This window comes from Agromyces terreus (assembly GCF_009749465.1).
GTDB lineage: Bacteria > Actinomycetota > Actinomycetes > Actinomycetales > Microbacteriaceae > Agromyces > Agromyces terreus.
This window is the reverse complement of the sequence record NZ_WBIS01000001.1, coordinates 758185-779670: the sequence shown is the minus strand read 5'-3', so window position 1 is coordinate 779670 and position 21486 is coordinate 758185. Positions and strand designations below refer to the sequence as shown.

General features: G+C 71.3%; 19 protein-coding genes. All 19 read right to left on the bottom strand.

Annotation, left to right across the window (positions count from 1 at the left end):
* Positions 1-142 precede the first annotated feature (142 nt).
* Positions 143-4723, bottom strand: coding sequence for a glutamate synthase large subunit (gene gltB / locus GQQ92_RS03510; RefSeq protein WP_156997804.1), 4581 nt, complete (start codon positions 4721-4723; stop codon positions 143-145).
* Positions 4724-4832: 109 nt separating this feature from the next.
* Positions 4833-5783, bottom strand: coding sequence for a prolipoprotein diacylglyceryl transferase (lgt, locus tag GQQ92_RS03505; protein ID WP_156998152.1), 951 nt, complete (start codon positions 5781-5783; stop codon positions 4833-4835).
* A gap of 116 nt (positions 5784-5899) precedes the next feature.
* A complete protein-coding gene (gene trpA, locus GQQ92_RS03500) occupies positions 5900-6685 on the bottom strand; it encodes a tryptophan synthase subunit alpha (RefSeq protein WP_156997803.1) in 786 nt (261 codons plus the stop codon).
* Complete coding sequence (gene trpB, locus GQQ92_RS03495) at positions 6682-7890, bottom strand: tryptophan synthase subunit beta (RefSeq protein ID WP_156997802.1); 1209 nt, start codon at positions 7888-7890, stop codon at positions 6682-6684. The genes trpA and trpB overlap by 4 nt, the downstream gene beginning before the upstream one ends.
* 1 nt (position 7891) lies before the next feature.
* Positions 7892-8662, bottom strand: a complete 771-nt coding sequence (gene trpC, locus GQQ92_RS03490; RefSeq protein WP_156997801.1) for an indole-3-glycerol phosphate synthase TrpC — start codon at positions 8660-8662, stop codon at positions 7892-7894.
* Positions 8663-8665: 3 nt separating this feature from the next.
* The gene (locus GQQ92_RS03485; RefSeq protein ID WP_156997800.1) at positions 8666-8896 is read right to left on the bottom strand and encodes a DUF6704 family protein; all 231 of its coding nucleotides are present in this window, start codon (positions 8894-8896) and stop codon (positions 8666-8668) included.
* A gap of 34 nt (positions 8897-8930) precedes the next feature.
* Positions 8931-9677 (bottom strand): Trp biosynthesis-associated membrane protein, encoded by a 747-nt coding sequence (locus tag GQQ92_RS03480; protein WP_197738050.1) that lies wholly within the window; start codon positions 9675-9677, stop codon positions 8931-8933.
* The gene (locus GQQ92_RS03475) at positions 9674-11194 is read right to left on the bottom strand and encodes an anthranilate synthase component I (RefSeq protein WP_156997799.1); all 1521 of its coding nucleotides are present in this window, start codon (positions 11192-11194) and stop codon (positions 9674-9676) included. Before GQQ92_RS03475 ends, GQQ92_RS03480 begins: the two co-directional genes overlap by 4 nt.
* 12 nt (positions 11195-11206) lie before the next feature.
* Complete coding sequence (hisI, locus tag GQQ92_RS03470; protein ID WP_156997798.1) at positions 11207-11569, bottom strand: phosphoribosyl-AMP cyclohydrolase; 363 nt, start codon at positions 11567-11569, stop codon at positions 11207-11209.
* On the bottom strand, positions 11566-12327 hold the full coding sequence (hisF, locus tag GQQ92_RS03465; protein WP_156997797.1) for an imidazole glycerol phosphate synthase subunit HisF: 762 nt from the start codon (positions 12325-12327) through the stop codon (positions 11566-11568). Before hisF ends, hisI begins: the two co-directional genes overlap by 4 nt.
* A 6-nt stretch (positions 12328-12333) precedes the next feature.
* On the bottom strand, positions 12334-13173 hold the full coding sequence (hisG, locus tag GQQ92_RS03460) for an ATP phosphoribosyltransferase (RefSeq protein WP_156997796.1): 840 nt from the start codon (positions 13171-13173) through the stop codon (positions 12334-12336).
* Positions 13174-13235: 62 nt separating this feature from the next.
* On the bottom strand, positions 13236-13499 hold the full coding sequence (locus GQQ92_RS03455) for a phosphoribosyl-ATP diphosphatase (protein WP_156997795.1): 264 nt from the start codon (positions 13497-13499) through the stop codon (positions 13236-13238).
* Entirely contained in the window at positions 13496-14191 is a 696-nt protein-coding gene (rpe, locus tag GQQ92_RS03450) for a ribulose-phosphate 3-epimerase (RefSeq protein ID WP_156997794.1), read from the bottom strand. Before rpe ends, GQQ92_RS03455 begins: the two co-directional genes overlap by 4 nt.
* A gap of 46 nt (positions 14192-14237) precedes the next feature.
* Positions 14238-15701, bottom strand: coding sequence for an RsmB/NOP family class I SAM-dependent RNA methyltransferase (locus GQQ92_RS03445; RefSeq protein ID WP_156997793.1), 1464 nt, complete (start codon positions 15699-15701; stop codon positions 14238-14240).
* Entirely contained in the window at positions 15698-16651 is a 954-nt protein-coding gene (gene fmt, locus GQQ92_RS03440) for a methionyl-tRNA formyltransferase (protein ID WP_156997792.1), read from the bottom strand. The genes GQQ92_RS03445 and fmt overlap by 4 nt, the downstream gene beginning before the upstream one ends.
* Positions 16652-16689: 38 nt before the next feature.
* On the bottom strand, positions 16690-18645 hold the full coding sequence (locus GQQ92_RS03435) for a primosomal protein N' family DNA-binding protein (protein WP_156997791.1): 1956 nt from the start codon (positions 18643-18645) through the stop codon (positions 16690-16692).
* A 1-nt stretch (position 18646) separates the two neighbouring features.
* Positions 18647-19840, bottom strand: a complete 1194-nt coding sequence (gene metK / locus GQQ92_RS03430) for a methionine adenosyltransferase (RefSeq protein WP_156997790.1) — start codon at positions 19838-19840, stop codon at positions 18647-18649.
* Positions 19841-19892: 52 nt separating this feature from the next.
* Positions 19893-21155 carry a bifunctional phosphopantothenoylcysteine decarboxylase/phosphopantothenate--cysteine ligase CoaBC gene (coaBC, locus tag GQQ92_RS03425; RefSeq protein ID WP_156997789.1) on the bottom strand — a complete coding sequence of 421 codons (1263 nt, stop codon included), beginning with the start codon at positions 21153-21155 and terminating at the stop codon, positions 19893-19895.
* Between the two features lie 11 nt (positions 21156-21166).
* Positions 21167-21424, bottom strand: a complete 258-nt coding sequence (gene rpoZ / locus GQQ92_RS03420) for a DNA-directed RNA polymerase subunit omega (RefSeq protein WP_092965504.1) — start codon at positions 21422-21424, stop codon at positions 21167-21169.
* Between the last annotated feature and the right edge of the window lie 62 nt (positions 21425-21486).

Below are 21486 nucleotides of genomic sequence, written 5' to 3'. Positions count from 1 at the left end.
CATGCAATTCGTCGTCGTCGGGTCAGCCACCGGTGACCTCCGTGCGGTCATGGGCACAGCTCGTGTCCAGACCATCGTCGGGTCAGCCACCGGTGACCTCCGTGCGGTCATGGGCACAGCTCGTGTCCAGACCATCGTCGGGTCAGCCACCGGTGACCTCCAGGATTCGAGTCCAGACCACGTCGCCGTCGGGGTCGAGCCCCTCGTCGACCGCGCTCTGGCGGGTGCGGAGCACTGCGGCGTAGTCGCGCGGCAGCACCTTGGTGAAACGCTCGAACGCGCTGTCTCCGGCCGCGAGCAGGTCGGCGGCGACGGTCGAGTCGGTATTCGCGACGTGCTGTTCGAGGAGGTCGCGGACGATCTCCCGATCGGCGCTGCCGAGCGGGTGCAGCTCGAGCTCGCCCGAGCTCAGCGACTCGCGGTTCACGCGTTCCTCGCGCAGGCCGAGCACGTAGGCGGTTCCGCCCGACATGCCCGCGCCGAGGTTGCGGCCGGTTTCGCCGAGGATGAGCGCGAGCCCGCCCGTCATGTACTCGAGCGCGTGGTCGCCCACGCCTTCGACGACGGCCGAAGCACCCGAGTTGCGCACGAGGAAGCGTTCGCCGACGATGCCGCGGAGGAACATGCTGCCTCGAGTGGCGCCGTAGCCGATCACATTGCCGGCGATCACGTTGCGTTCCGCGGCGAACGTGCTGTCCTGAGCCGGTCGCAGCACGATCTGGCCGCCCGAGAGCCCCTTGCCGACGTAGTCGTTCGAGTCGCCCTCGAGCCGGAGCGTGATGCCGCTGGGCAGGAAGGCGCCGAGGCTCTGGCCCGCGGAACCCGTGAGGGTGATGTCGATGGAGCCGGTCGGGAGGCCGTGCTCGCCCCGTCGAACGGTCACTTCGTGGCCGAGCATCGTGCCCACCGCGCGTGCGGTGTTCTTGACGGGCAGCTCGATCTCGACCGTGCCGCCCTCCTCGAGCACGACCGCGCTCCGACGGATGAGCTCGTTGTCGAAGTGCTCGTCGAGCTCGTGATCCTGCTGTCGCAGGTTGCGTCGCGGCTCGGAGTCCGAGAAGTCGGGACCGACGAGCACCGGGGTCAGGTCGAGGCCGGAGGCCTTCCAGTGGTCGACGGCACGAGCGATGTCGAGCAGCTCGCGACGCCCGATGACCTCGTCGAGCGAGCGGTAGCCGAGTTCGGCGAGGTACTCGCGCACCTCCTGTGCGATGAACTCGAAGAAGTTCACGACGAACTCGGGCTTGCCCGTGAACCGCTTGCGCAGCTCGGGGTTCTGCGTCGCGACGCCGACCGGGCAGGTGTCGAGGTGGCAGACACGCATCATGACGCAGCCCTGAACCACGAGCGGGGCGGTGGCGAACCCGAACTCCTCGGCGCCGAGCAGCGCGCCGATGACGACGTCGCGGCCCGTCTTGAGCTGTCCGTCGACCTGCACGACGACGCGGTCGCGCATGCCGTTCAGCATCAGGGTCTGCTGGGTCTCGGCAAGCCCGAGCTCCCAGGGGGTGCCCGCGTGCTTCAGGGAGTTGAGCGGGCTCGCGCCCGTGCCGCCGTCGTGGCCGGAGACGAGGATGACGTCGGCGAGGGCCTTCGCCGTACCGGCCGCGACCGCGCCGATGCCCGACTGGCTCACGAGCTTGACGTGGATGCGGGCGTCGGGGTTCGCCCGCTTGAGGTCGAAGATGAGCTGCTTGAGGTCTTCGATCGAGTAGATGTCGTGGTGCGGGGGCGGCGAGATCAGCCCGACGCCGGCGGTGGCGTGGCGCGTGCGCGCGACCCACGGGTACACCTTCGTCGGCGGCAGCTGCCCGCCCTCGCCGGGCTTCGCGCCCTGCGCGAGCTTGATCTGGATGTCGTCGGCGTGGGTCAGGTACATGCTCGTGACGCCGAACCGGCCGGATGCGACCTGCTTGATCGCGCTCCGGCGCTCGGGGTCGAGCAGTCGGTCGAGGTCTTCGCCGCCCTCACCGGTGTTCGACTTCGCGCCGAGGCGGTTCATCGCGATGGCGAGGGACTCGTGCGCCTCCTTCGAGATGGAGCCGTAGCTCATCGCGCCCGTCGAGAAGCGCTTCACGATGGACTCGACCGACTCGACCTCGTCGATCGGCACCGCGGGGCGTGTGCCGGTGCGGAGCGTGAAGAGCCCGCGCAGGGTCATGAGCTCTTCGGCCTGGGAGTCGACCAGCGAGGTGTACTCGCGGAAGACGTCGTACCGCCGGTTGCGCGTCGAGTGCTGGAGGCGGAACACCGTCTCGGGATTGAAGAGGTGGGGCGAACCGTCGCGCCGCCATTGGTACTCGCCACCCGTGGTGAGGCGTTCGTGCGCGCGCACCGCGACATCCTGAGGGTAGGCGAGGCGATGGCGGCTCACGTTCTCGGCCGCGACCACGTCGATGCCCACGCCGCCGAGCTTGGAGACGGTGCCGGTGAAGTACTCGTCGACGAACTCCTGGGCGAGGCCGACCGCTTCGAACGCCTGGGCGCCCGCGTAGGACGAGATCGTCGAGATGCCCATCTTGGACATGATCTTCAGCACGCCCTTGCCGAGCGCCTTGATGACGTTGCGCACGGCCTGCTCGGGCGAGACGCCCGTGATGACGCCCGCGCGCACGAGCGACTCGCAGGTCTCCATGGCGAGGTACGGGTTGACGGCCGAGGCGCCGTAGCCGATGAGCAGCGCCACGTGGTGGACCTCGCGCACGTCGCCCGCCTCGACCACGAGACCGACCTTCATGCGCGTCTCGGAGCGGATGAGGTGGTGGTGCACGGCGGAGAGCATGAGCAGCGACGGGATCGGGGCGAGCTCTGCGGTGGAGTCGCGATCGCTGAGCACGACGAAGCGTGCGCCCTCCTCGATCGCCTGGTCGACCTCTTCGCACAGCGCGTCGACACGCGCACGCATGGCTTCGGGGCCGTCGTCGACGCGGTACAGGCCCTTGAGCGTCTTCGTGGTCCGGGCGCCGCCGGTGCGCGGGTCGATGTGCACGATCTTCGCGAGTTCGTCGTTGTCGATGACCGGGAAGTCGAGCGCAACCTGCCTGGCGTGCCCCGGCGACGCCGTGAGCAGGTTGCCCTCGGGGCCGATCGAGGTTCCGAGCGACGTCACGACGGCCTCGCGGATGGAGTCGAGCGGCGGGTTCGTCACCTGGGCGAACTGCTGGGTGAAGTAGTCGAAGAGCAGACGCGGCCGCTTCGAGAGCACGGCGATCGGGGTGTCGGACCCCATTGCGCCGAGCGGCTCCTGTCCGGTGCGCGCCATGGGGGCGAGCAGGATCTTCACCTCCTCCTCGGTGTAGCCGAAGGTGCGCTGGCGCCGGTTGATGGATGCGGGCGGGTGCACGATGTGCTCGCGCTCGGGCAGTTCGGCGAGCCGGATGCGGTTGGATTCGAGCCAGTCGCCCCAGGGTTCGGAGGCCGCGAGCTCGGACTTGATCTCGTCGTCCTCGATGAGCCGGCCGGCTTCGGTGTCGACGAGGAACATGCGTCCCGGCTGCAGCCGGCCCTTGCGCACGACGCGCGACGGGGCGACCTCGAGCACGCCGATCTCGCTCGCGAGGACCACGAGGCCGTCGTCGGTGATCACGTAGCGACCCGGGCGGAGCCCATTGCGGTCGAGCGTCGCGCCGACGAGGGACCCGTCGGTGAACACGATCGCGGCCGGACCGTCCCACGGCTCCATGATCATCGAGTGGTACTCGTAGAACGCACGGCGTTCCGGAGTGATCTCGGTCTGGTTCTCCCACGCCTCGGGCACCATCATCATGACCGCGTGCGGCAGGCTGCGCCCGGCGAGGGTCAGGAGCTCGACGACCTCGTCGAACGAGGCCGAATCGCTCGCGCCCGGCGTGACGATCGGCAGCATCGGGTCGAGGTCGCCGAGGGCCTCCGATGCGAGCTGCGACTGACGTGCCCGCATCCAGTTGCGGTTGCCCTGGATGGTGTTGATCTCGCCGTTGTGGGCGATCATCCGGAACGGCTGGGCGAGCGGCCAGGACGGGAACGTGTTCGTCGAGTAGCGGGAGTGCACCAGTGCGAGCTTCGAGGCGAAACGCTCGTCGGAGAGGTCGGGATAGAACGGTTCGAGCTGCAGCGTCGTGACCATGCCCTTGTAGACCATGGTGCGGCTCGAGAGCGACATGAAGTACAGCTCGAGCTCGCGCTCGGCGCGCTTGCGGAGTCGGAAGGTCAGACGGTCGAGCGCGATCCCGGAGAGGCGGCCTCCGTCGGCGGTCGTGGCCGCCGACTGCACGAAGAGCTGGTGCACCGCGGGCATGGCGGCGCGCGCGAGCGTGCCGAGCTCTTCGGGCCGGACGGGCACCTCGCGCCAGGCGATGACCTCGAGGCCCTCGGACTCGGCGATCTTGCGCAGTTGCTGCTTGATGCTGCTGCGCAGGCTCGGGTCGAGCGGGAGGAAGGCGTTGCCCGCGGCGTACGAACCGGCTTCGGGGAGGTCGGCGTCGACGACGGCGCGCAGGAACTCGTCGGGCACCTGCGTGATGATGCCGGCGCCGTCGCCGGTTCCGGCATCGGATCCGACGGCACCGCGGTGCTCGAGGTGGCGCAGCGCATCGAGCGCGGTGGCGATGATGTCGTGACCGGCGGTGCCGCGCAGCGTCGCGACCATGGCGAGCCCGCAGGCGTCCTTCTCGGCGGCGGGGTCGTACAGGCCCTGGGCTGCGGGGATCGAACCGAACCTCGCGAAGGGTGGAGTGAGCGACACGTGTGACCGTCCTCATCAACTAGGTGGCAGCGGGGGACGACGTCGGCCCAGCGGAGAGAGTTTGCGGCGCAAGGTGCGGCGCCGCATCGGAGAACGAAGGTTGAGGGCCCTATGGAGTGGTGGACCCGCGCGAGCTTGTGGCTGCGGTCTCGCCCTCGATGTTCTCACTCCCGACCTCGTTGTCGAGAGAGTCGGAGTCAGACTCATTTTCGTCCGAGTCTAGCGCAGCGTCGGGGCCCTTCCATTCACGGCCCGGGACATACGGGGTCGGCTCGGCGCCCGTGTGGCGGTAGCGGAGGACGATCAGCATGATCACGCCGACGAGCACCGCCGCGAACGAGGCCCAGACGTTCACCCGGATGCCGAGGAACATCTCGCTCGGGTCGACGCGGATCGACTCGAGGAATGCCCGGCCCGTGCCGTACCAGATGAGGTAGACCGCGAAGGCCCGGCCCCACCGCATGTTGAAGGCGCGTTCGAGCAGCAGGATCGCGACCACGCCCGCGAGGTTCCAGACGATCTCGTAGAGGAACGTCGGGTGGAACAGCGTGCCATCGGCCAGACCGGCCGGGAAGGCCGCGTTGTCGGAGGAGATCTCGAGGCCCCACGGCAGATCGGTCGGGGCACCGAAGAGTTCGTGGTTGAACCAGTTGCCGAGGCGGCCGGCGGCCTGCGCGAGCAGGAGTCCGGGTGCGAGCGCGTCGGCGAAGGAGAGGAATCGGATGCCGGTCAGACGGCACCCGATGAGCACGCCGACGGCACCGCCGATGAGGGCGCCGTAGATGGCGTTGCCGCCCTCCCAGATGTTCCAGATCGCTCCGTACTGGAGCGGGTTCCAGATGTTCGCGCCCTCGTAGAAGTAGTCGTTCGGATGGGTGAACACATGGTAGAACCGGGCCCCGATGATGCCGAGCGGCACCGCCCAGAGCGCGATGTCGAGCACGATGCCGGGCTCGGCGCCGCGCTTGGTGAGCCGGCGCGAGGTCACGATGACGGCGAGGAGGATGCCCACGAGGATGCAGAGCGCGTACGTGTGGATTGTGAGCGCTCCCCACGGCATGGGGATCTGGAACGACTGCCATTCGGGGCTCGGGCTCGGGATGCTCAGCGGTGCGATCACGCGTACTGCTGCCTTTCTTCGGGGGCTTCGGCCACTCGGGCCTCAGTCAGCGTACTTCACTCGGAACGCGTGCCGCGCGCGAGGTCGGCGGCCAGCGCGCCCGCCGCGGCGACGCCGCCCTCGGCGAGGGCGCGCACGAGCGCTGAGCCGACGATCGCGCCCTTCGCGTAACCGAGCACTTCGGCGACCTGCGCCGGCGTGGAGATGCCCACGCCCACGCAGCTCGCCTCGGCACCGGCTTCGTCGAGGCGGCCGACGAGGGTGCGGGCCGCCTGATCGACATCGGCGCGGGCGCCCGTGATGCCCATGGTCGACACCGCGTAGACGAAGCCGCGGCTCGCCTCGACGGTCTGCGCGAGCCGTGCGTCGGTCGAGGTGGGCGCGGCCAGGAAGACCCGGTCGAGGCCGGTGCGCTCGGATGCCGCGATCCAGTCGGCGCCCTCGTCGGGGATCAGGTCGGGCGTGATCAGCCCCGCTCCCCCGGCGGCCGCGAGGTCGTCGGCGAACCGATCGACCCCGTACTGCACCACGGGGTTCCAGTAGGTCATGATCAGCACCGGGGCATCGACGCGCGCCGTGATGCGCCGCACGGCTTCGAAGCCGTGCGAGAGCCGGAATCCGTTCGCGAGCGCCTGCTGGGTCGCCGCCTGGATGACGGGGCCGTCCATGACGGGATCCGAGTAGGGCAGCCCGAGTTCGAGGACGTCGACGCCGTTCTCGACGAGCGCGACCGCGGCTTCGACGCTTTCGTCGAGCGTGGGGAACCCGACGGGGAGATATCCGATCAGGGCGCCGTTCGCCTCGGCGTTGCGTCGGGCGATGACGGGCGCGACGGTGCTCACTTGGGGTTCTCCTGATCGTAGAGCTCGAAGTACCTCGCGGCGGTGTCCATGTCCTTGTCGCCGCGGCCCGAGAGGTTCACGAGGATCGTGGCCTCCGGCCCGAGCTCGCGGGCGAGTTCGAGGGCCCCGGCGAGGGCGTGGGCCGACTCGATCGCGGGGATGATGCCCTCGGTCCGGGTCAGCAGTCGGAGCGCCTGCATCGCCGCGTCGTCGGTGACCGGTCGGTATTCGGCCCGTCCGATGGAGGCCAGCCAGGAGTGCTCGGGGCCGACCCCGGGGTAGTCGAGACCCGCCGAGATCGAGTGGGACTCGATCGTCTGGCCGTCTTCGTCTTGGAGCATGTAGCTCTTCGCGCCGTGGAGCACGCCCGGGCGGCCCTTGGTGATCGTCGCAGCATGACGGGGGGTCTCCGCCCCCTCGCCGCCTGCCTCGAAACCGACGATCTTGACGTCGGCGTCGTCGAGGAACGCATGGAAGAGCCCGATGGCGTTGGACCCGCCGCCGACGCAGGCGACGACCGCGGTCGGGAGCGAGCCCGTCAGGTCGAGCACCTGCTGCCGTGCCTCTTCGCCGATGATCTTCTGGAAGTCGCGGACCATCTCGGGGAACGGGTGCGGGCCGGCGACGGTTCCGAAGATGTAGTTGGTCGTCTCGACGTTGGTGACCCAGTCGCGCATGGCGTCGTTGATCGCGTCCTTCAGGGTGCGCGAGCCGCTCTTGACGGCGATCACCTCTGCGCCGAGCAGGCGCATGCGCGCGACGTTCAGCGCCTGACGCTCGGTGTCGACCTCGCCCATGTAGATCGTGCAGTCGAGATCGAACAGGGCTGCGGCGGTGGCGGTGGCCACGCCGTGCTGGCCCGCGCCCGTCTCGGCGATCACACGCGTCTTGCCGATGCGCTTGGTGAGCAGGGCCTGGCCGAGCACGTTGTTGATCTTGTGCGAGCCCGTGTGGTTCAGGTCTTCGCGCTTCAGGATGATGCGGGCACCACCGCCGTGCGCGGCGAAGCGCGGCACCTCGGTGATGATCGAGGGCCGACCCGTGTAGCTGCGGCCCAGCTCGGCCAGTTCCTCCGCGAAGGCGGGGTCGGCCTTCGCGAGGTCGTAGGCCTCGCCGAGCTCGTCGAGCGCGGCGATCAGGGACTCGGGCACGAATCGCCCGCCGAAGTCGCCGAAGTACGGACCGGTCTGCGCTCTGAGCGCCATGTCACACCGCCAGGAAAGCTGAGAGGTTGGCCATCGGATCGCCGGTCACGAGCGCCTCGCCCACGAGGACGGCGTCGGCGCCGGCCGAACGGTAGTGCGCGACATCCGCCGCGGACAGCACCGCGGACTCGGCCACGCGGATGGCATCTGAGGGGAATCGGTCGGCGAGCCGGCCGAACAGGTCGCGATCGAGCTCGAACGTCGAGAGATCGCGGGCGTTGACGCCGATGAGCCGCGCGCCGATCGCCTTGGCGCGTTCGAGTTCGTCGGCCGAGTGGGTCTCGACGAGCGCGGTCATGCCGAGCGAGCCGACGAGCTCGAACAGCTCGCGCAGCGTGCGGTCGTCGAGCGCGGCGACGATGAGCAGCACGAGGTCGGCACCGGCCGCCCTGGCCTCGAACACCTGATAGGGCGTCGCGATGAAATCCTTTCGGAGCACCGGGATCGCCACGGCTGCACGCACCGCCTCGAGATCGTCGAGGCTGCCCTTGAACTTGCGCTCCTCGGTGAGCACGCTGATCGCGCTCGCGCCGCCGAGTTCGTAGAGGCGTGCGAGCGCGGCGGGATCGTCGATGCTCGCGAGCGAACCGCGTGAGGGGCTCGCCCGCTTGATCTCGGCGATCACCTTCACGCGGCCGGCCGGACGGAGCGCCTCGAGGGCGTCGAGGGCCGGGGCGCGATCGAGCGCCGTCCGCTCGACCACGTCGAGCGGACGGCGATCACGGCGCGCGAGAGCATCGGCGACCGAGTTGGCCGTCAGGTCGGAGAGCACGTGTCAGTGCGCCTTCGAGGCGACCTTGTCGCCGCCGACGCCGTAGCCGGCCCGGCCGAGGAGCCAACCGACGATGAGCCCGATCACGACGATGCCGGCCGACGCCCACACGAGCCAGGCGAGCTCGAACCAGAAGGCGAACGTGCCGATCGTGAAGCCGACGAGCATGATGACGACGGCCGTCCACGCCGCGGGCGAGTGTCCGTGGCCGGGATCTGCGGTCTCAGTGCTCATGTTGCTCCTTCGTTGCTTGGGGGTCGCCGCAAGTCTAGCGGCTGGGGTCGTCATGGCCTTCGCGGGCGGCGGGCCCGTCACCGCCCTCGTCGGGTGCCGGCGCGGCGACTCCGTCGGCGTCGGCGTCGGCGTTCGTGGGATCGTCGCCGCGGCTGAGCTCGTCCCACGCGTCCACGGCGCGATCGGACACCTGTCGGCGCGCGTCGGCGACCGGGATCGCCGCCTCGTCGACGGACGTGGGCGCCCCCGTCTCGGCGTCGGCGAGGCCGACCGCGGAGTAGCGGCGCGACGAACCCGGCCAACGACGTGCGGTGATCAGCGCGACGAGGCCGGCCGCCACCACGAGCACCCCGCCGAGCATGGCCGCGGCGGGCCAGAGGGTCGGATCCGCGGATGCCACGAGGGCGGCCGTCGGCGCGGAACCCGCGACCCCCGTGGCATCCGTCACGGCCGGTGCGACGGCGCCGACCGGATCGCCGAGCGCGAGCGCGCCGGCCAGCACGACGGAACCGCCCAAGAGGATCTGGAGGATCGCGAGCACGACCCGCAGGAAGGGCCCCGCGATCGCCAGGGCGGCGACGAGGGCGAGCCCGGCGAGGCCGAGTGCGGCCATCGCGGGCGAGGCGACCGCGCCGCCGACCTCGATGACGTCGAGCGAGGCCTGTGCGTTCTGACCCGAGAGCCGGAGGTCGAACCAGGTCTGGCTCCAGGCGAGCAGGGCGAGGCCGGACCCGATCAGCCCCGCGACGAGGGCGAGGGACTTGAGGCGACGGCCGTTCACGGCACCCGCCGCATGGCGTCGGCAATGGCCACGGCACGGAGGGGCGCCGCCGCCTTGTTCTGCGATTCCTGGAACTCGGACTCGGCGACGGAGTCCGCGACCAGCCCGGCTCCGGCCTGCACCCTGGCGACGCCGTCGGAGATCGTCGCGGTGCGGATGGCGATCGCGAGGTCGGCATCGCCGCCGAAGCCGAAGTATCCGACCACGCCCCCGTAGACGCCGCGCTGAGCGGGCTCGAGCTCGTCGATGATCTCGAGCGCCCTGGGCTTCGGCGCGCCCGAGAGAGTGCCCGCGGGGAAGGCGGCCCGGAAGACGTCGACCGCGTTGGCGCCGGGCGACAGGTCGCCCTCGACCGACGAGACCAGGTGCATGATGTGGCTGAACCGCTCGACGCGCATGAACTCGGTCACCTCGACCGAGCCCGCGACGCACACCTTCGCCAGGTCGTTGCGTGCGAGATCGACGAGCATGAGATGCTCCGCCTGCTCCTTGGGGTCCGCGACGAGCTCCGCCTCGAAATCGGCATCGGCCTCGGGCGTGTCGCCGCGGGGCTTCGACCCGGCGATCGGGTGGGTGAACACGCGACCGTGCTGCACCTTGACGAGCGCCTCGGGCGACGATCCGACGATGTGGAACGGTTCGCCGTTCGCGTCCGTGAGGTGGAGGAAGTACATGTACGGGCTCGGATTGAGCGCTCGGAGCACCCGGTACACGTCGACCGGATCCGCGCTCGTCGGCTGGTCGAACCGCTGGGACACGACGACCTGGAAGACGTCGCCCTCCCTGACGTACTCGCGCGAGCGCTCGACGGCGTCGAGGAAGTCCGCCTTCTCGGTCCGGTGCGAGGGCGCGGGCTGCGTGTCGAGGTCGATCTCGGCGAGCCATGCCTCGGCGGGGCGCGCGAGATCGCGCTGCATGCGGTCGAGTCGCTCCTGCGCGGCCACCCACATCGCGTCGGGCTCGTCCACGCCGTCGTTGAGCACGGATGCCACGAGCTGGACGGTGCCGGTGCGGTGATCGATGACCGCCAGCTCGGAGACGAAGCAGAACGCCTGTCCGGGCACGTCGAAGTCGGCGGGCGGACGATTCGGCAGATGCTCGATCTGCCGGATGGCCTCCCAGCCGATGAATCCGACGAGACCGCCCATGAGCGGTGCAGCGCCGGGAACATCGTCGGAACGCCAACGCTCGTACAGGGCCTCGAGCGCCGCGAGCGGCGCGAGCGACGCCGCATCGCCGAGCGCGCGCCGCTCGTCGAGACCATGGTCCTGCCACTGGACGCGCCCGTCGAGCTCGCTGAGCACGCCGTACGAGCGGACGCCGACGAAGGAGTACCGCGACCAGATGCCGCCCTGCTCGGCGGACTCGAGCAGGAAGGTGCCCGAGCGACCCTTCGCGAGTTTGCGGTAGATGCCGACGGGCGTCTCGCCGTCGGCGAAGAGCTCGCGGACGACGGGCACCACACGGCGCCCCGGGAGCAGGGCCGTGAACTCGTCGAAGGTGGTGGTGGCGGGCACTCGCGCTCCTCGTCAGTCGGCGGGCGGCAAGCCCTGGACGACCTCGAGGGGGTCGCCCGTGAAACAGGTCCTCGTGCCCGTGTGGCACGCGACCCCGACCTGCTCGACGGTCACGAGGAGGGTGTCGGCGTCGCAGTCGAGCGCAGCACTGCGGACGTACTGCGCGTGGCCGGAGGTGTCGCCCTTGCGCCAGTACTCCTGCCGCGAACGCGACCAGAAGGTGACGCGCCCCTCGGTGAGGGTGCGGCGCATCGCCTCGCGGTCCATCCAGCCGAGCATCAGCACCTCGGCGCTGCCCTCCTGCTGGATGATCGCCGGGAGCAGCCCGTCGGCGTTGAACGCGGCGCGATCGAGCGCCGCCTCGACGGCGCTCACCGCACGATCCGTCCGTCGGCGGCCAGCGCGTGCTTCACTTCGGCGATGGTCATCTCCCCATTGTGGAACACGGATGCCGCGAGCACCGCGTCGGCACCGGCGGCGACGGCCGGTGCGAAGTGCTCGACCGCGCCTGCCCCGCCGGATGCGATCACCGGCACGCTCGAGCGTCCGCGCATCAGGGCGGTGAGCTCGAGGTCGAACCCGCGCTTGGTGCCGTCGGCGTCGATGGAGTTCACGAGCAGTTCGCCCGCGCCGAGCTCGATCGCCTGCGCGGCCCACTCGAGCGCGTCGAGATCGGTCTCGGTGCGTCCGCCGTGGGTGGTCACCACGAACCCCGACGGCGTGCGCCGGGACCGCTTGACGTCGAGCGAGAGCACGAGCACCTGGGCGCCGAACCGGTCGGCGATCTCGCCGATGAGCGCCGGTCGAGCGATGGCCGCGCTGTTGACGCCGATCTTGTCGGCGCCGTGCCCGAGCAGCCTGGCGACGTCCTCGTTCGATCGAACCCCGCCGCCGACCGTGAGCGGGATGAACACCTGTTCGGCGACGCGCTGGACCATCTCGTAGGTGGTCGAGCGATCGTCGACCGTCGCGGTGACGTCGAGGAACGTGAGCTCGTCGGCTCCCTGCTCGCCGTAGCGGGCGGCGAGTTCGACGGGATCCCCGGCATCGCGCAGGTTCTCGAAGTTGACGCCCTTGACGACCCGCCCGGAGGCGACGTCGAGGCACGGGATGACCCGGATCGCGACGGACATCGCGACCTACAGCCGCGCGGCGTGGATCGCGCTCACGAGGATCGCCCGCGCGCCGAGCGAGTACAGCTCGTCCATCACCTGGTTCATGTCGGCGCGCGGGATCATCACGCGCACGGCCACCCACTCGGGATCGTGGAGGGGGGACACCGTGGGCGACTCGAAGCCGGGCGCGGCCGCGGTCGCGGCCTCGAGGTGCTCGACCGGCACGTCGTAGTCGAGGAGCACGAACTGGCGCGCGACGAGCACGCCCTGCAGGCGCCGGAGCAGCGTGTCGGCTCCGGAGCGTTCGACGCCGGAGCCGATCAGCACGGCCTCCGACTCGAGGATGACGGGGCCGAAGATCTCGAGGCCCGCCTGACGGAGCGTGGCCCCGGTCGAGACGACGTCGGCGACCGCGTCGGCCACGCCGAGCCGCACGGCCGATTCGACCGCGCCGTCGAGCTTCACGAGCTCGGCGGTGACCCCGTGGCCGGCGAGGAACGCACCGACGAGGCCCGGGTAGCTCGTCGCGACCCGCACTCCCTGCAGGTCGGCGAGCTCGGCGTAGCGGCCGGCCGGTCCGGCGAACCGGAAGGTGGAGTCCCCGAACCCGAGCGGGGCGATCTCGACCGCGTCCGAGCCGGAATCGAGCAGGAGGTCCCGCCCGGTGATGCCGACGTCGAGGGCGCCCGATCCCACGTAGGTGGCGATGTCACGCGGACGGAGGTAGAAGAACTCGACCCCGTTGCGCGGGTCGGCGGTGTGCAGGTCGCGGGGGTCGCGTCGGCCGGTGTACCCGGCCTCCCAGAGCATCTGGGCGGCGGTCTCTGACAACGAGCCCTTGTTGGGCACGGCGATTCGAAGCATGTGATGCCTCCTGGTCTCGGCGGTACGGCGTGTGGTCGACGGTCTGACGGGCGGGTGCGCGATCAGAGATGTCGGTACACGTCGGCCGGGGCGAGGCCCTTCGCCAGCATCAGCACCTGGAGGTGGTAGAGCAGCTGCGAGATCTCTTCCGCAGCCTCGTCGTCGGACTGGTACTCGGCGGCCATCCAGACCTCGGCCGCCTCCTCGACGATCTTCTTGCCGATGGCGTGCACGCCCGCATCGAGCTCGCGCACGGTGCCGGAACCCTCTGGACGGGTGCGGGCCTTCTCGCTGAGCTCGACGAAGAGTTCGTCGAATGTCTTCACGCGCCAAGCCTACCGGTGCTCTGCTCGCCCCCATGCCGGTGGGCGGCAGCGAGGTCACGGAGCGCCGCAATGCGGTCGGCCGGGACGTCCGCGCCGAAGACCGCGGAACCGGCCACGAACGTGTCTGCGCCGGCCTCCGCGGCGATGCCGATGGTGTCGAGCGAGATGCCGCCGTCGACCTGGAGCCGGACGTCGAGCCCCGCGGCGCGGACCGCCTCCGACACGCGGCGGAGCTTCGGCATGGTGTCGTGCATGAAGGACTGGCCGCCGAAGCCGGGCTCGACGGTCATGATCAGCACCTGATCGAACTCGTCGAGCACATCGAGGTACGCGTCGGCCTCCGTGCCGGGCTTCAACGCGATGCCGGCCAGCGCCCCGATCGAGCGCAGGCGGCGGGCCAGCGCGACTGGGTCGTCGGATGCCTCGACGTGGAAGGTCACCGACGCCGCGCCGAGCTCGGCGTAGCCCGGACCCCAGCGGTCGACGTCCGAGATCATGAGGTGCACGTCGAGCGGGATCGGGCTGACGTCCTGGATGCGGCCGACCATCTGCGGGCCGAAGGTGAGGTTCGGCACGAAGTGGTTGTCCATGACGTCGACGTGCACGAGATCCGCGCTCGCGATGCGCGCGAGCTCGGCCTCGAGGTTCACGAAGTCGGCAGCGAGGATGCTCGGGTTGATCCGCGTCGTCATGCTGCCACCCTACCGAGCACGGCGCCCGCGGCGGGACGGCGCCCGATCAGTCCTCCGGGACCCGGCGCACGAGCGCGATGAACATCGCGTCGGTGCCGTGCCGGTGCGGCCAGAGCTGCACCGTGGCGGCATCCGCACCGAGATCGAGCGGATGCCGCGACACCGACTGCACGACCGCGGCGGTGTCGAGCGACTCGGCCGTCCCGCCCCATCTTGCGAGCGCCCCGCCGATCGAGCCGTGCGTCTCGGCCGTGTGCGGCGAACAGGTGACGTAAGCAAGTACGCCGCCCGGCGCGAGGGCCCCGAAGGCGGCGTCGAGGAGTTCGCCCTGAAGCTGTGTGAGCTCGGCCACGTCTTCGGGGCGTTTGCGCCAGCGCGCCTCCGGCCGGCGTCGGAGCGCACCGAGCCCGGTGCACGGCGCATCGAGCAGGATGCGGTCGAATCCGCCGGGCGCTCCGAACGCGGCCGCGTCGAGGGCCCGTCCGTCGCCGACCCGGACGTCGACCTCGAGCGGCACGCCGGCGATCGCCGCGCGCACGAGCTCGGCCCTGGCCGGGATCACCTCGTTCGCGGCGAGCTCGGCTCCGGCCGCCAGCGCCTCCGCGGCGAGGACCGCGGTCTTGCCGCCGGGTCCGGAGCAGAGGTCGAGCCACCGCTCCCCCGGCCGCACCGGCATCGCACGGCTCAGTGCGAGCGCCGCGAGCTGCGAACCCTCGTCCTGCACTCGGATGCGGCCGCCCGCGGCCGACACGACGGCGATCGGGTCATCCGCGGTCGCGCCGATCGGCGAGTACCGATCGGGTGCGTAGCCCTCGACGGCGGCGAGTTCTTGGGCGCCGTCGCCGACCCCGGGCAGGACCGCGAGGTTGACGCGCGGCGAGGAGTTGTCGGCCTGCAGCAACGCCTCGAGCTCGTCACCGCGTCCCTCGCGGGCGAGTGCCGAGCGCAGGGCGCGGACGACCCACGCCGGGTGGCTCTCGAGCCGACCGAGCCGGTCGTCCTCGCCCGACGCCCCCTCGGCGACGAGGTCGCGCCACGCCGCGGCATCCGTTCGCGAGACGGTGCGGAGCACCGCGTTGACGAAGCCCGCGGCCTTCGGCGCGACCCGGCGCACGAGGTCGACCTGCTCGTTCACGGCCGCGTGGGTGGGCACGCGCGTCGCGAGCAACTGGTGCACCCCGAGGCGCAGCACGTCGAGGACGGCTGGATCGATCGCGTCTGCCGGGCGGTCTGCGGCGATCGCGATCACGTGGTCGTAATATCCCTGCCTGCGGAGCGTGCCGTAGGTCAGCTCGGTGGCCAGCGCGGCATCCGCCTGCCCGAGTCGCGCCCGCCGGATGCGTGCGGGAAGCAGGAGGTTGGCGTACGCCTCGTCGCGACGGACCGCCTCGAGCACGTCGAACGCGACGGTCCGCGCCGGCGAGATCCGCGGCCCGCCGCCCTCGGGTCGGCGTCGGGCGGCACCGCGGGTCGGGCCCGTCCCGCGGCCGCCGCCGCTCCCGCCGTTCATTCGGCCACCGCCCGGTCGCGACCCGTGCCGCGCCACCAGTCGGGGGCGGACATGGCCGCCTTGCCCGCCGGTTGCACGCGCACCACCTCGATCGGCAGGTCGCCGGTGCCGGCGAAGAGGCGCCGACCGGCGGCCGCGAACTCCCCGGGCGCGAGCGGGGGAACCCCGACTTCGTCAGCACCGCCGGCGGCGTCGCCGGCCGACGCGAGCTCGAGGAGCTTCAGCCGGGCGCCGTCGAGCGTCGTCCAGGCGCCGGGCTCGGGCGTGACGCCTCGGTATCGGGCGAGCACCCGTCGTGCGGGGTCCGTCCAGACGAGGCGGGCGTCGTCGATGCCGAGCTTCGGCGCGAACGAGGGTTCGCCCCGCTGCGGGGTCGCCACGGCCGTGCCCGCGGCGATGCCGTCGACCACGTCGGCGAGCAGGCCGGCGCCGGTCACGGCGAGCTCCTCGAGCAGTGAGCCGGCCGTGTCGGGTCCGCCGACGGCGCGCGCGAGCTCGGCGTAGACGTCGCCGGCGTCGAGCTCGGCCACGAGCCGGAACACCGCCGCCCCCGTCTCGGCCTCGTCGTGGATGAGGGCGTGCTGCACGGGTGCGGCGCCGCGCCAGGCGGGGAGCCGTGAGAAGTGCAGGTTGATCCAGCCGTGGCGCGGTGTCGTGAGCAGCGGCTCCCGAACCAGCCCGCCGTACGCCACGATCACCCCGAGGTCGGGCTCCAGCTCCGTGATGCGTGCGGTCACCGCGTCGTCGAGCCGCGCGGCTTCGACGACCTCGAGCCCGAGCCGCTCGGCGGCCCGGGCGACCGGCGACGGCGTCATCACGCGCTTGCGGCCGAGCGGGGCGGGCGGGCGGGTGATCACGGCGACGATCTCATGGCCGCCTTGGGCGAGTCGTTCGAGCGACGGAACGGCGGCGGCCGGAGTGCCGGCGAACACGAGACGGAGTTTCTGCACACTCCATTGTCTCCGACGGATGCCGCGGAGCCGACGAGTCAGGGCACGTCGGGGTCGTCGAAGCGCACCCGCAGCACGGCGGGCCGGCGCACCGGGCGACCGCTGACCGGACGGCGCCGTTCGGTCGCCACCCGGATCATCTCGGCACGGAGCTCGCGGGCCACCCGCGCACCGGCGGCGTAGTCGAATCGCACGAGCGCGCGCGACAGGCCGTCGTCGACCGGCGTTGGCCCGAGCGCGTCGACACCCGGCACCGCGGTCACCGCGGTCACGGCCGAAGCGACGTTCGCCGCCGAGGCGGTGACGCTCGCGACCCGGACCGCGGGCGGGAAGCGCAGCGCCCGCCTCGACGCGAGCTCGGAGGCGGCCCAGTCCCCCTGCCGCCACGTCGTGAGCGCCGTCGCGAGGGCCCCGCCGACGCCGACCAGGAACACCGGCGACCCGGGAGCCACGAGCGCCGCGGCGTTCGACCACCAGCGCAGGCAGTCTTCGGCGACGCGGAGGGACTCCCGCAGCAGCATCCGCTCGCCGTCGAGCAGGAGCACGGCACGATAGCCGCCGTCGGCGATCGGCTCCGCCCCGCGGGTCGCGACGACGAGCGCCGGATCGGCGCCGACGCGGAGCACGGGTTTCTCGCCGTCGGAGAGCACGACCCGCGTGTTCGGGAAGGCACGGCCGAGCTCGTCTGCGGTGCGGCTCGCGCCGATGGTGACGGCGCGGAGCCGCGTGCCCTCGCAGGTCGGGCACGCCCAGCCGTTCGCCGCCGTGCCGCACAGCAGGCAACGAGCGACGCCGCCCTCGCGCGGAATCGCCAGACCGCCCCCGCAGGCCGCGCACCGGGCCGGCTCGCGGCAGCGATCGCACGCGAGGAGGGGCGTGTTGCCGGGGCGGGCCACCTGCACGAGCACCGGTCCGTGCCGCGCCGCCTCCTGCGCCTGGCGCCATGCCGCTGACGGGATGCGCGCGGACCCGGGTTCCTGCGAGAACTGGTTCTCGGTCGCGATGACGCGCGGCCGTGCATGCCGCGTGCCCGTCACCTCGACGACCCAGCCGATCTCGACGAGCCGGACGACCTCGACGCTCGGCGCGTGGCCAGCGAAGAGCAGGGCCGCGCCGGACTGCTCCGTGCGGATGAGGGCGGCATCGCGCGGGTGCACTCCGGGCGCGAGCGGCTCGTTCATGAGCGAGTCGCCATCGTCCCACATGGCGATCAGGCCGAGACGCGCGGCGGGCGCGTAGACCGTCGAGCGATTGCCGACGACGATGCGCGCGGCATCGCCGGTCGCATCGAGGAAGGACCGGAAACGCGCGCCCCCGGTCTGCCTGGCATCGGTCCGGATGATGCGCCGCGCGTCGACCACCGCCTCGAGCGCGGACTGCAGCTGTTCCTGATCGCGGTAGTCGGGCACGATCAGGAGGCTCGACCGATCGTCGGCGAGCACCCGGGCTGCGGCCTGCGCGAGCGTCAGCGCCCACGCCCCGACCCAGACCCCGGAGTCGAGTCGCACCGGACGGGGATCGGCCGAGAACCACATGCGCTCCCCCGCGCGGAGCCCGCGCTCGAGGCGCCCGTCGTCCGCTCCGTGGATCGGGGCGGACGCCTGCGGTAGGGCGCCCGGGTCGGGGGCGGCCGCCGCCCAGGACCGCTCGACGCGCACGTACCTCGACGGCACGGCGAGCCGAAGCACGTCGCTCGCGTTGCCCGCGGCGCGATCGGCGACGGCGCGGGCGAGCGCCCAGACCTCGGGCACGAGCAGCGGCACCTCGGAGACGACGTCCTCGAGTTCGCTCAGCCGCCCCTCGAACTCGCTCGACTCGACGAGCTCGACGAGCCATCCGTTGGCGATGCGCCCGCCGGAGCGGAGCGGGACCCGAACACGGACGCCCGCCTTCACCTGATCGCGGAGGCGATCGGGAACGCGATAGTCGAAGAGCTGATCGAGTTGCGGGAGCGGCGAGTCGACGAGCACCCTGGCGACGGAGCCGCCCGTCACGTCAGAGCCCGGCGGTGGCGCGCAGGTCGTCGACGCGGTCGAGCCGCTCCCACGTGAAGTCGGGGAGCTCGCGGCCGAAATGGCCGTAGGCCGCGGTCTGCGCGTAGATCGGCCGCAGCAGGTCGAGGTCGCGGATGATGGCCGCCGGACGGAGATCGAAGACCTCGCGGATCGCCGCGATGATGCGCTCTTCGGGCACGTGCGCGGTGCCGAACGTCTCGACGTAGAGCCCGACGGGGGCCGCCTTGCCGATGGCATAGGCGATCTGCACCTCGAGCCGGTCGGCGAGACCCGCCGCGACGGCGTTCTTCGCGACCCAGCGCATCGCATACGCCGCCGAGCGGTCGACCTTCGACGGGTCCTTTCCGCTGAATGCGCCGCCGCCGTGCCGGCTCGCCCCGCCGTAGGTGTCGATGATGATCTTGCGGCCCGTGAGCCCGGCGTCGCCCTGCGGACCGCCGATCTCGAAGCGCCCCGTCGGGTTGATGAGCACCGCGAGCTCGGGCCGGGACAGCTCGACGAGGTCGAGCACCGGCGTGATCACGAGCTCTTCGACCTCGGCGCGGAGCTGCTCGGTGGAGACCTTCGGCGAATGCTGGGTCGAGAGCACGACCGTCTCGATCGTGCGGGGCACCTGGCCGTCGTAGCCGATCGTGACCTGCGTCTTGCCGTCGGGACGGAGGTAGTCGAGCTCGCCGGCCTTGCGCACCTCGGTCAGCCGCTCGGCGAGCCGGTGCGCGATCCAGATCGGCACGGGCATGAGCTGCGGCGTCTCCCGGGTGGCGTACCCGAACATGATGCCCTGATCGCCGGCGCCCTGCTTGTCGAGGGCGTCCTCGCTCGAACGCTCGCGCGACTCGAAGGCGTCGTCGACGCCCTGGGCGATGTCGGGCGACTGACCGCCGATCGACACCGAGACGCCGCAGGAACGACCGTCGAACCACACGTCGGACGAGTCGTAGCCGATCGCGGTGACGCGTTCGCGCACGATCGCTGGAATCTCGACGTAGCCCGACGTGGTGACCTCGCCCGCGACATGCACGAGCCCCGTCGTGACGAGCGTCTCGACCGCGACCCGGCTCATCGGGTCCTCCTTGAGCAGGGCGTCGAGGATCGAGTCCGAGACCTGATCGCAGATCTTGTCGGGATGCCCCTCGGTGACCGACTCGGACGTGAAGAGTCGTAGCTGGCTCATTGGCGCGGTCTTCTTTCTGCTGGAGCTGGAGCGGGTTGCAGGCGTGGAGCGCCTACGCGGTCGGGGCCGGACCCGGCTCGCCCAGCGTATCGGCCGTGCCGAGGGGGTCGCCGCCGAGGTGACGCGCCACGACATCGAGGATGCCGTCGGCCACCGACATCTTGCTGCCGGAACGGCGGTCAACGACGGCGCCGCCGCGCTCGAGGATGACCACGCGGTTCTCGTCGCGCGCGAAGCCCTCGTTCCAGCCAACCCGATTGACGACGAGCAGATCGGCGCCCTTGGCCGCGAGCTTCGCCGCGCCGAGCTCAACGATGCGCTCGTCATCGGGTTCGGTCTCGGCCGCGAACCCGACGAGGAGTGCGTCGTGCGGTGCGGCGGCCAGTTCGGCGAGGATGTCGGGATTGCGCACGAGCTCGAGCGTGAGGCCGGCATCGCCGGGCTGCTTCTTGATCTTCGACTCGCTGACCGCGGCCGGACGGAAGTCCGCGACCGCCGCAGCCATCACGACGACGTCGGCCCGGCGCGCCTCGTCGACGACCGCCTCCTGCAGCTCGGCGGTCGTGGAGACCGCTCTGACGCCGCAGCCCACGGGTTCGCCGACCTCGAGGTTCGCGGCGATGAGCGTGACCTCGGCTCCGCGCGCCCGGGCGGCCTCGGCGATGGCCACGCCCTGCTTGCCGCTCGAGCGGTTGCCGAGGAAGCGGACGGGATCGAGCGGTTCGCGCGTGCCGCCCGCGGTCACGACGACGCGGCGGCCGGCGAGGTCGTGCCGGGCGGATGCCCCGGCCGCGCGGAGTGAGGCCTCGACGATGACGTCGGGCTCCTCCATGCGCCCCGGGCCGCGGTCGGCGCCCGTGAGCTGCCCCACGGCGGGACCGACGACGGTGATGCCGCGCGCGCGCAGCGTCTCGACGTTCTGCCGGGTGGCGGGGTTCGCCCACATCTCGGTGTGCATCGCGGGGGCGATGACGACCGGGGCCTCGCTCGCGAGCACCGTGTTGCCCAGCAGGTCGTCGGCGAGGCCGGCCGCGAGCTTCGCGATCGAGTTCGCGGTCGCCGGCGCGATCACGATGAGATCGGCCGCCTGGCCGATCGCGACGTGGCGCACCTCGGCCACGCCCTCGTAGAGGTCGGTGTGCACCGGGTTGCGCGAGATCGCCTCGAGCGTGGGACGCCCCACGAACCGTAGAGCGCCCTCGGTCGGCACGACGTGCACGTCATGGCCGGCGAGCACGAGTGCCCGCACGACCCCGACGGCCTTGTACGCCGCGATGCCGCCGGTGATGCCGACGACGATGTTGAGCCGCGACATCCGAGCCGTGCTTACTCGCCGATCGGGCGGAGCACCAGCTTGTCTTCGTTGATCTCGTGCATCGCCACCGAAAGCGGCTTGTCATCGATCGAGGAGTCGACCAGGGGCCCGACGTTGTCGAAGAGGCTGCCCTCGTGGAGGTCGGCGTAGTAGTCGTTGATCTGACGCGCGCGCTTGGACGCGAAGATCACGAGCTGGTACTTCGAATCGACCTTGGACAGCAGGTCGTCGATGGGCGGGTCGATGATGCCGGACAGCTTCTCAGCCATGGAGATACTCCTTCGAAACGAACATGCGCACCTCGCGTGCGCCGGAAACTCGTGACCCGGGC

What these genes read in the sequence shown, in the direction of transcription:
- GQQ92_RS03445 (WP_156997793.1), bottom strand. Translation starts at nt 15,701, where the DNA reads ATGAACGGCGGGAGCGGCGGCGGCCGCGGGACGGGCCCGACCCGCGGT.
- rpe (WP_156997794.1), bottom strand. Translation starts at nt 14,191, where the DNA reads ATGACGACGCGGATCAACCCGAGCATCCTCGCTGCCGACTTCGTGAAC.
- trpB (WP_156997802.1), bottom strand. Translation starts at nt 7,890, where the DNA reads ATGGCGCTCAGAGCGCAGACCGGTCCGTACTTCGGCGACTTCGGCGGG.
- metK (WP_156997790.1), bottom strand. Translation starts at nt 19,840, where the DNA reads ATGAGCCAGCTACGACTCTTCACGTCCGAGTCGGTCACCGAGGGGCAT.
- hisF (WP_156997797.1), bottom strand. Translation starts at nt 12,327, where the DNA reads ATGTCCGTCGCGATCCGGGTCATCCCGTGCCTCGACGTCGCCTCCGGG.
- GQQ92_RS03485 (WP_156997800.1), bottom strand. Translation starts at nt 8,896, where the DNA reads ATGAGCACTGAGACCGCAGATCCCGGCCACGGACACTCGCCCGCGGCG.
- hisG (WP_156997796.1), bottom strand. Translation starts at nt 13,173, where the DNA reads ATGCTTCGAATCGCCGTGCCCAACAAGGGCTCGTTGTCAGAGACCGCC.
- rpoZ (WP_092965504.1), bottom strand. Translation starts at nt 21,424, where the DNA reads ATGGCTGAGAAGCTGTCCGGCATCATCGACCCGCCCATCGACGACCTG.
- lgt (WP_156998152.1), bottom strand. Translation starts at nt 5,783, where the DNA reads ATGCCGTGGGGAGCGCTCACAATCCACACGTACGCGCTCTGCATCCTC.
- coaBC (WP_156997789.1), bottom strand. Translation starts at nt 21,155, where the DNA reads ATGTCGCGGCTCAACATCGTCGTCGGCATCACCGGCGGCATCGCGGCG.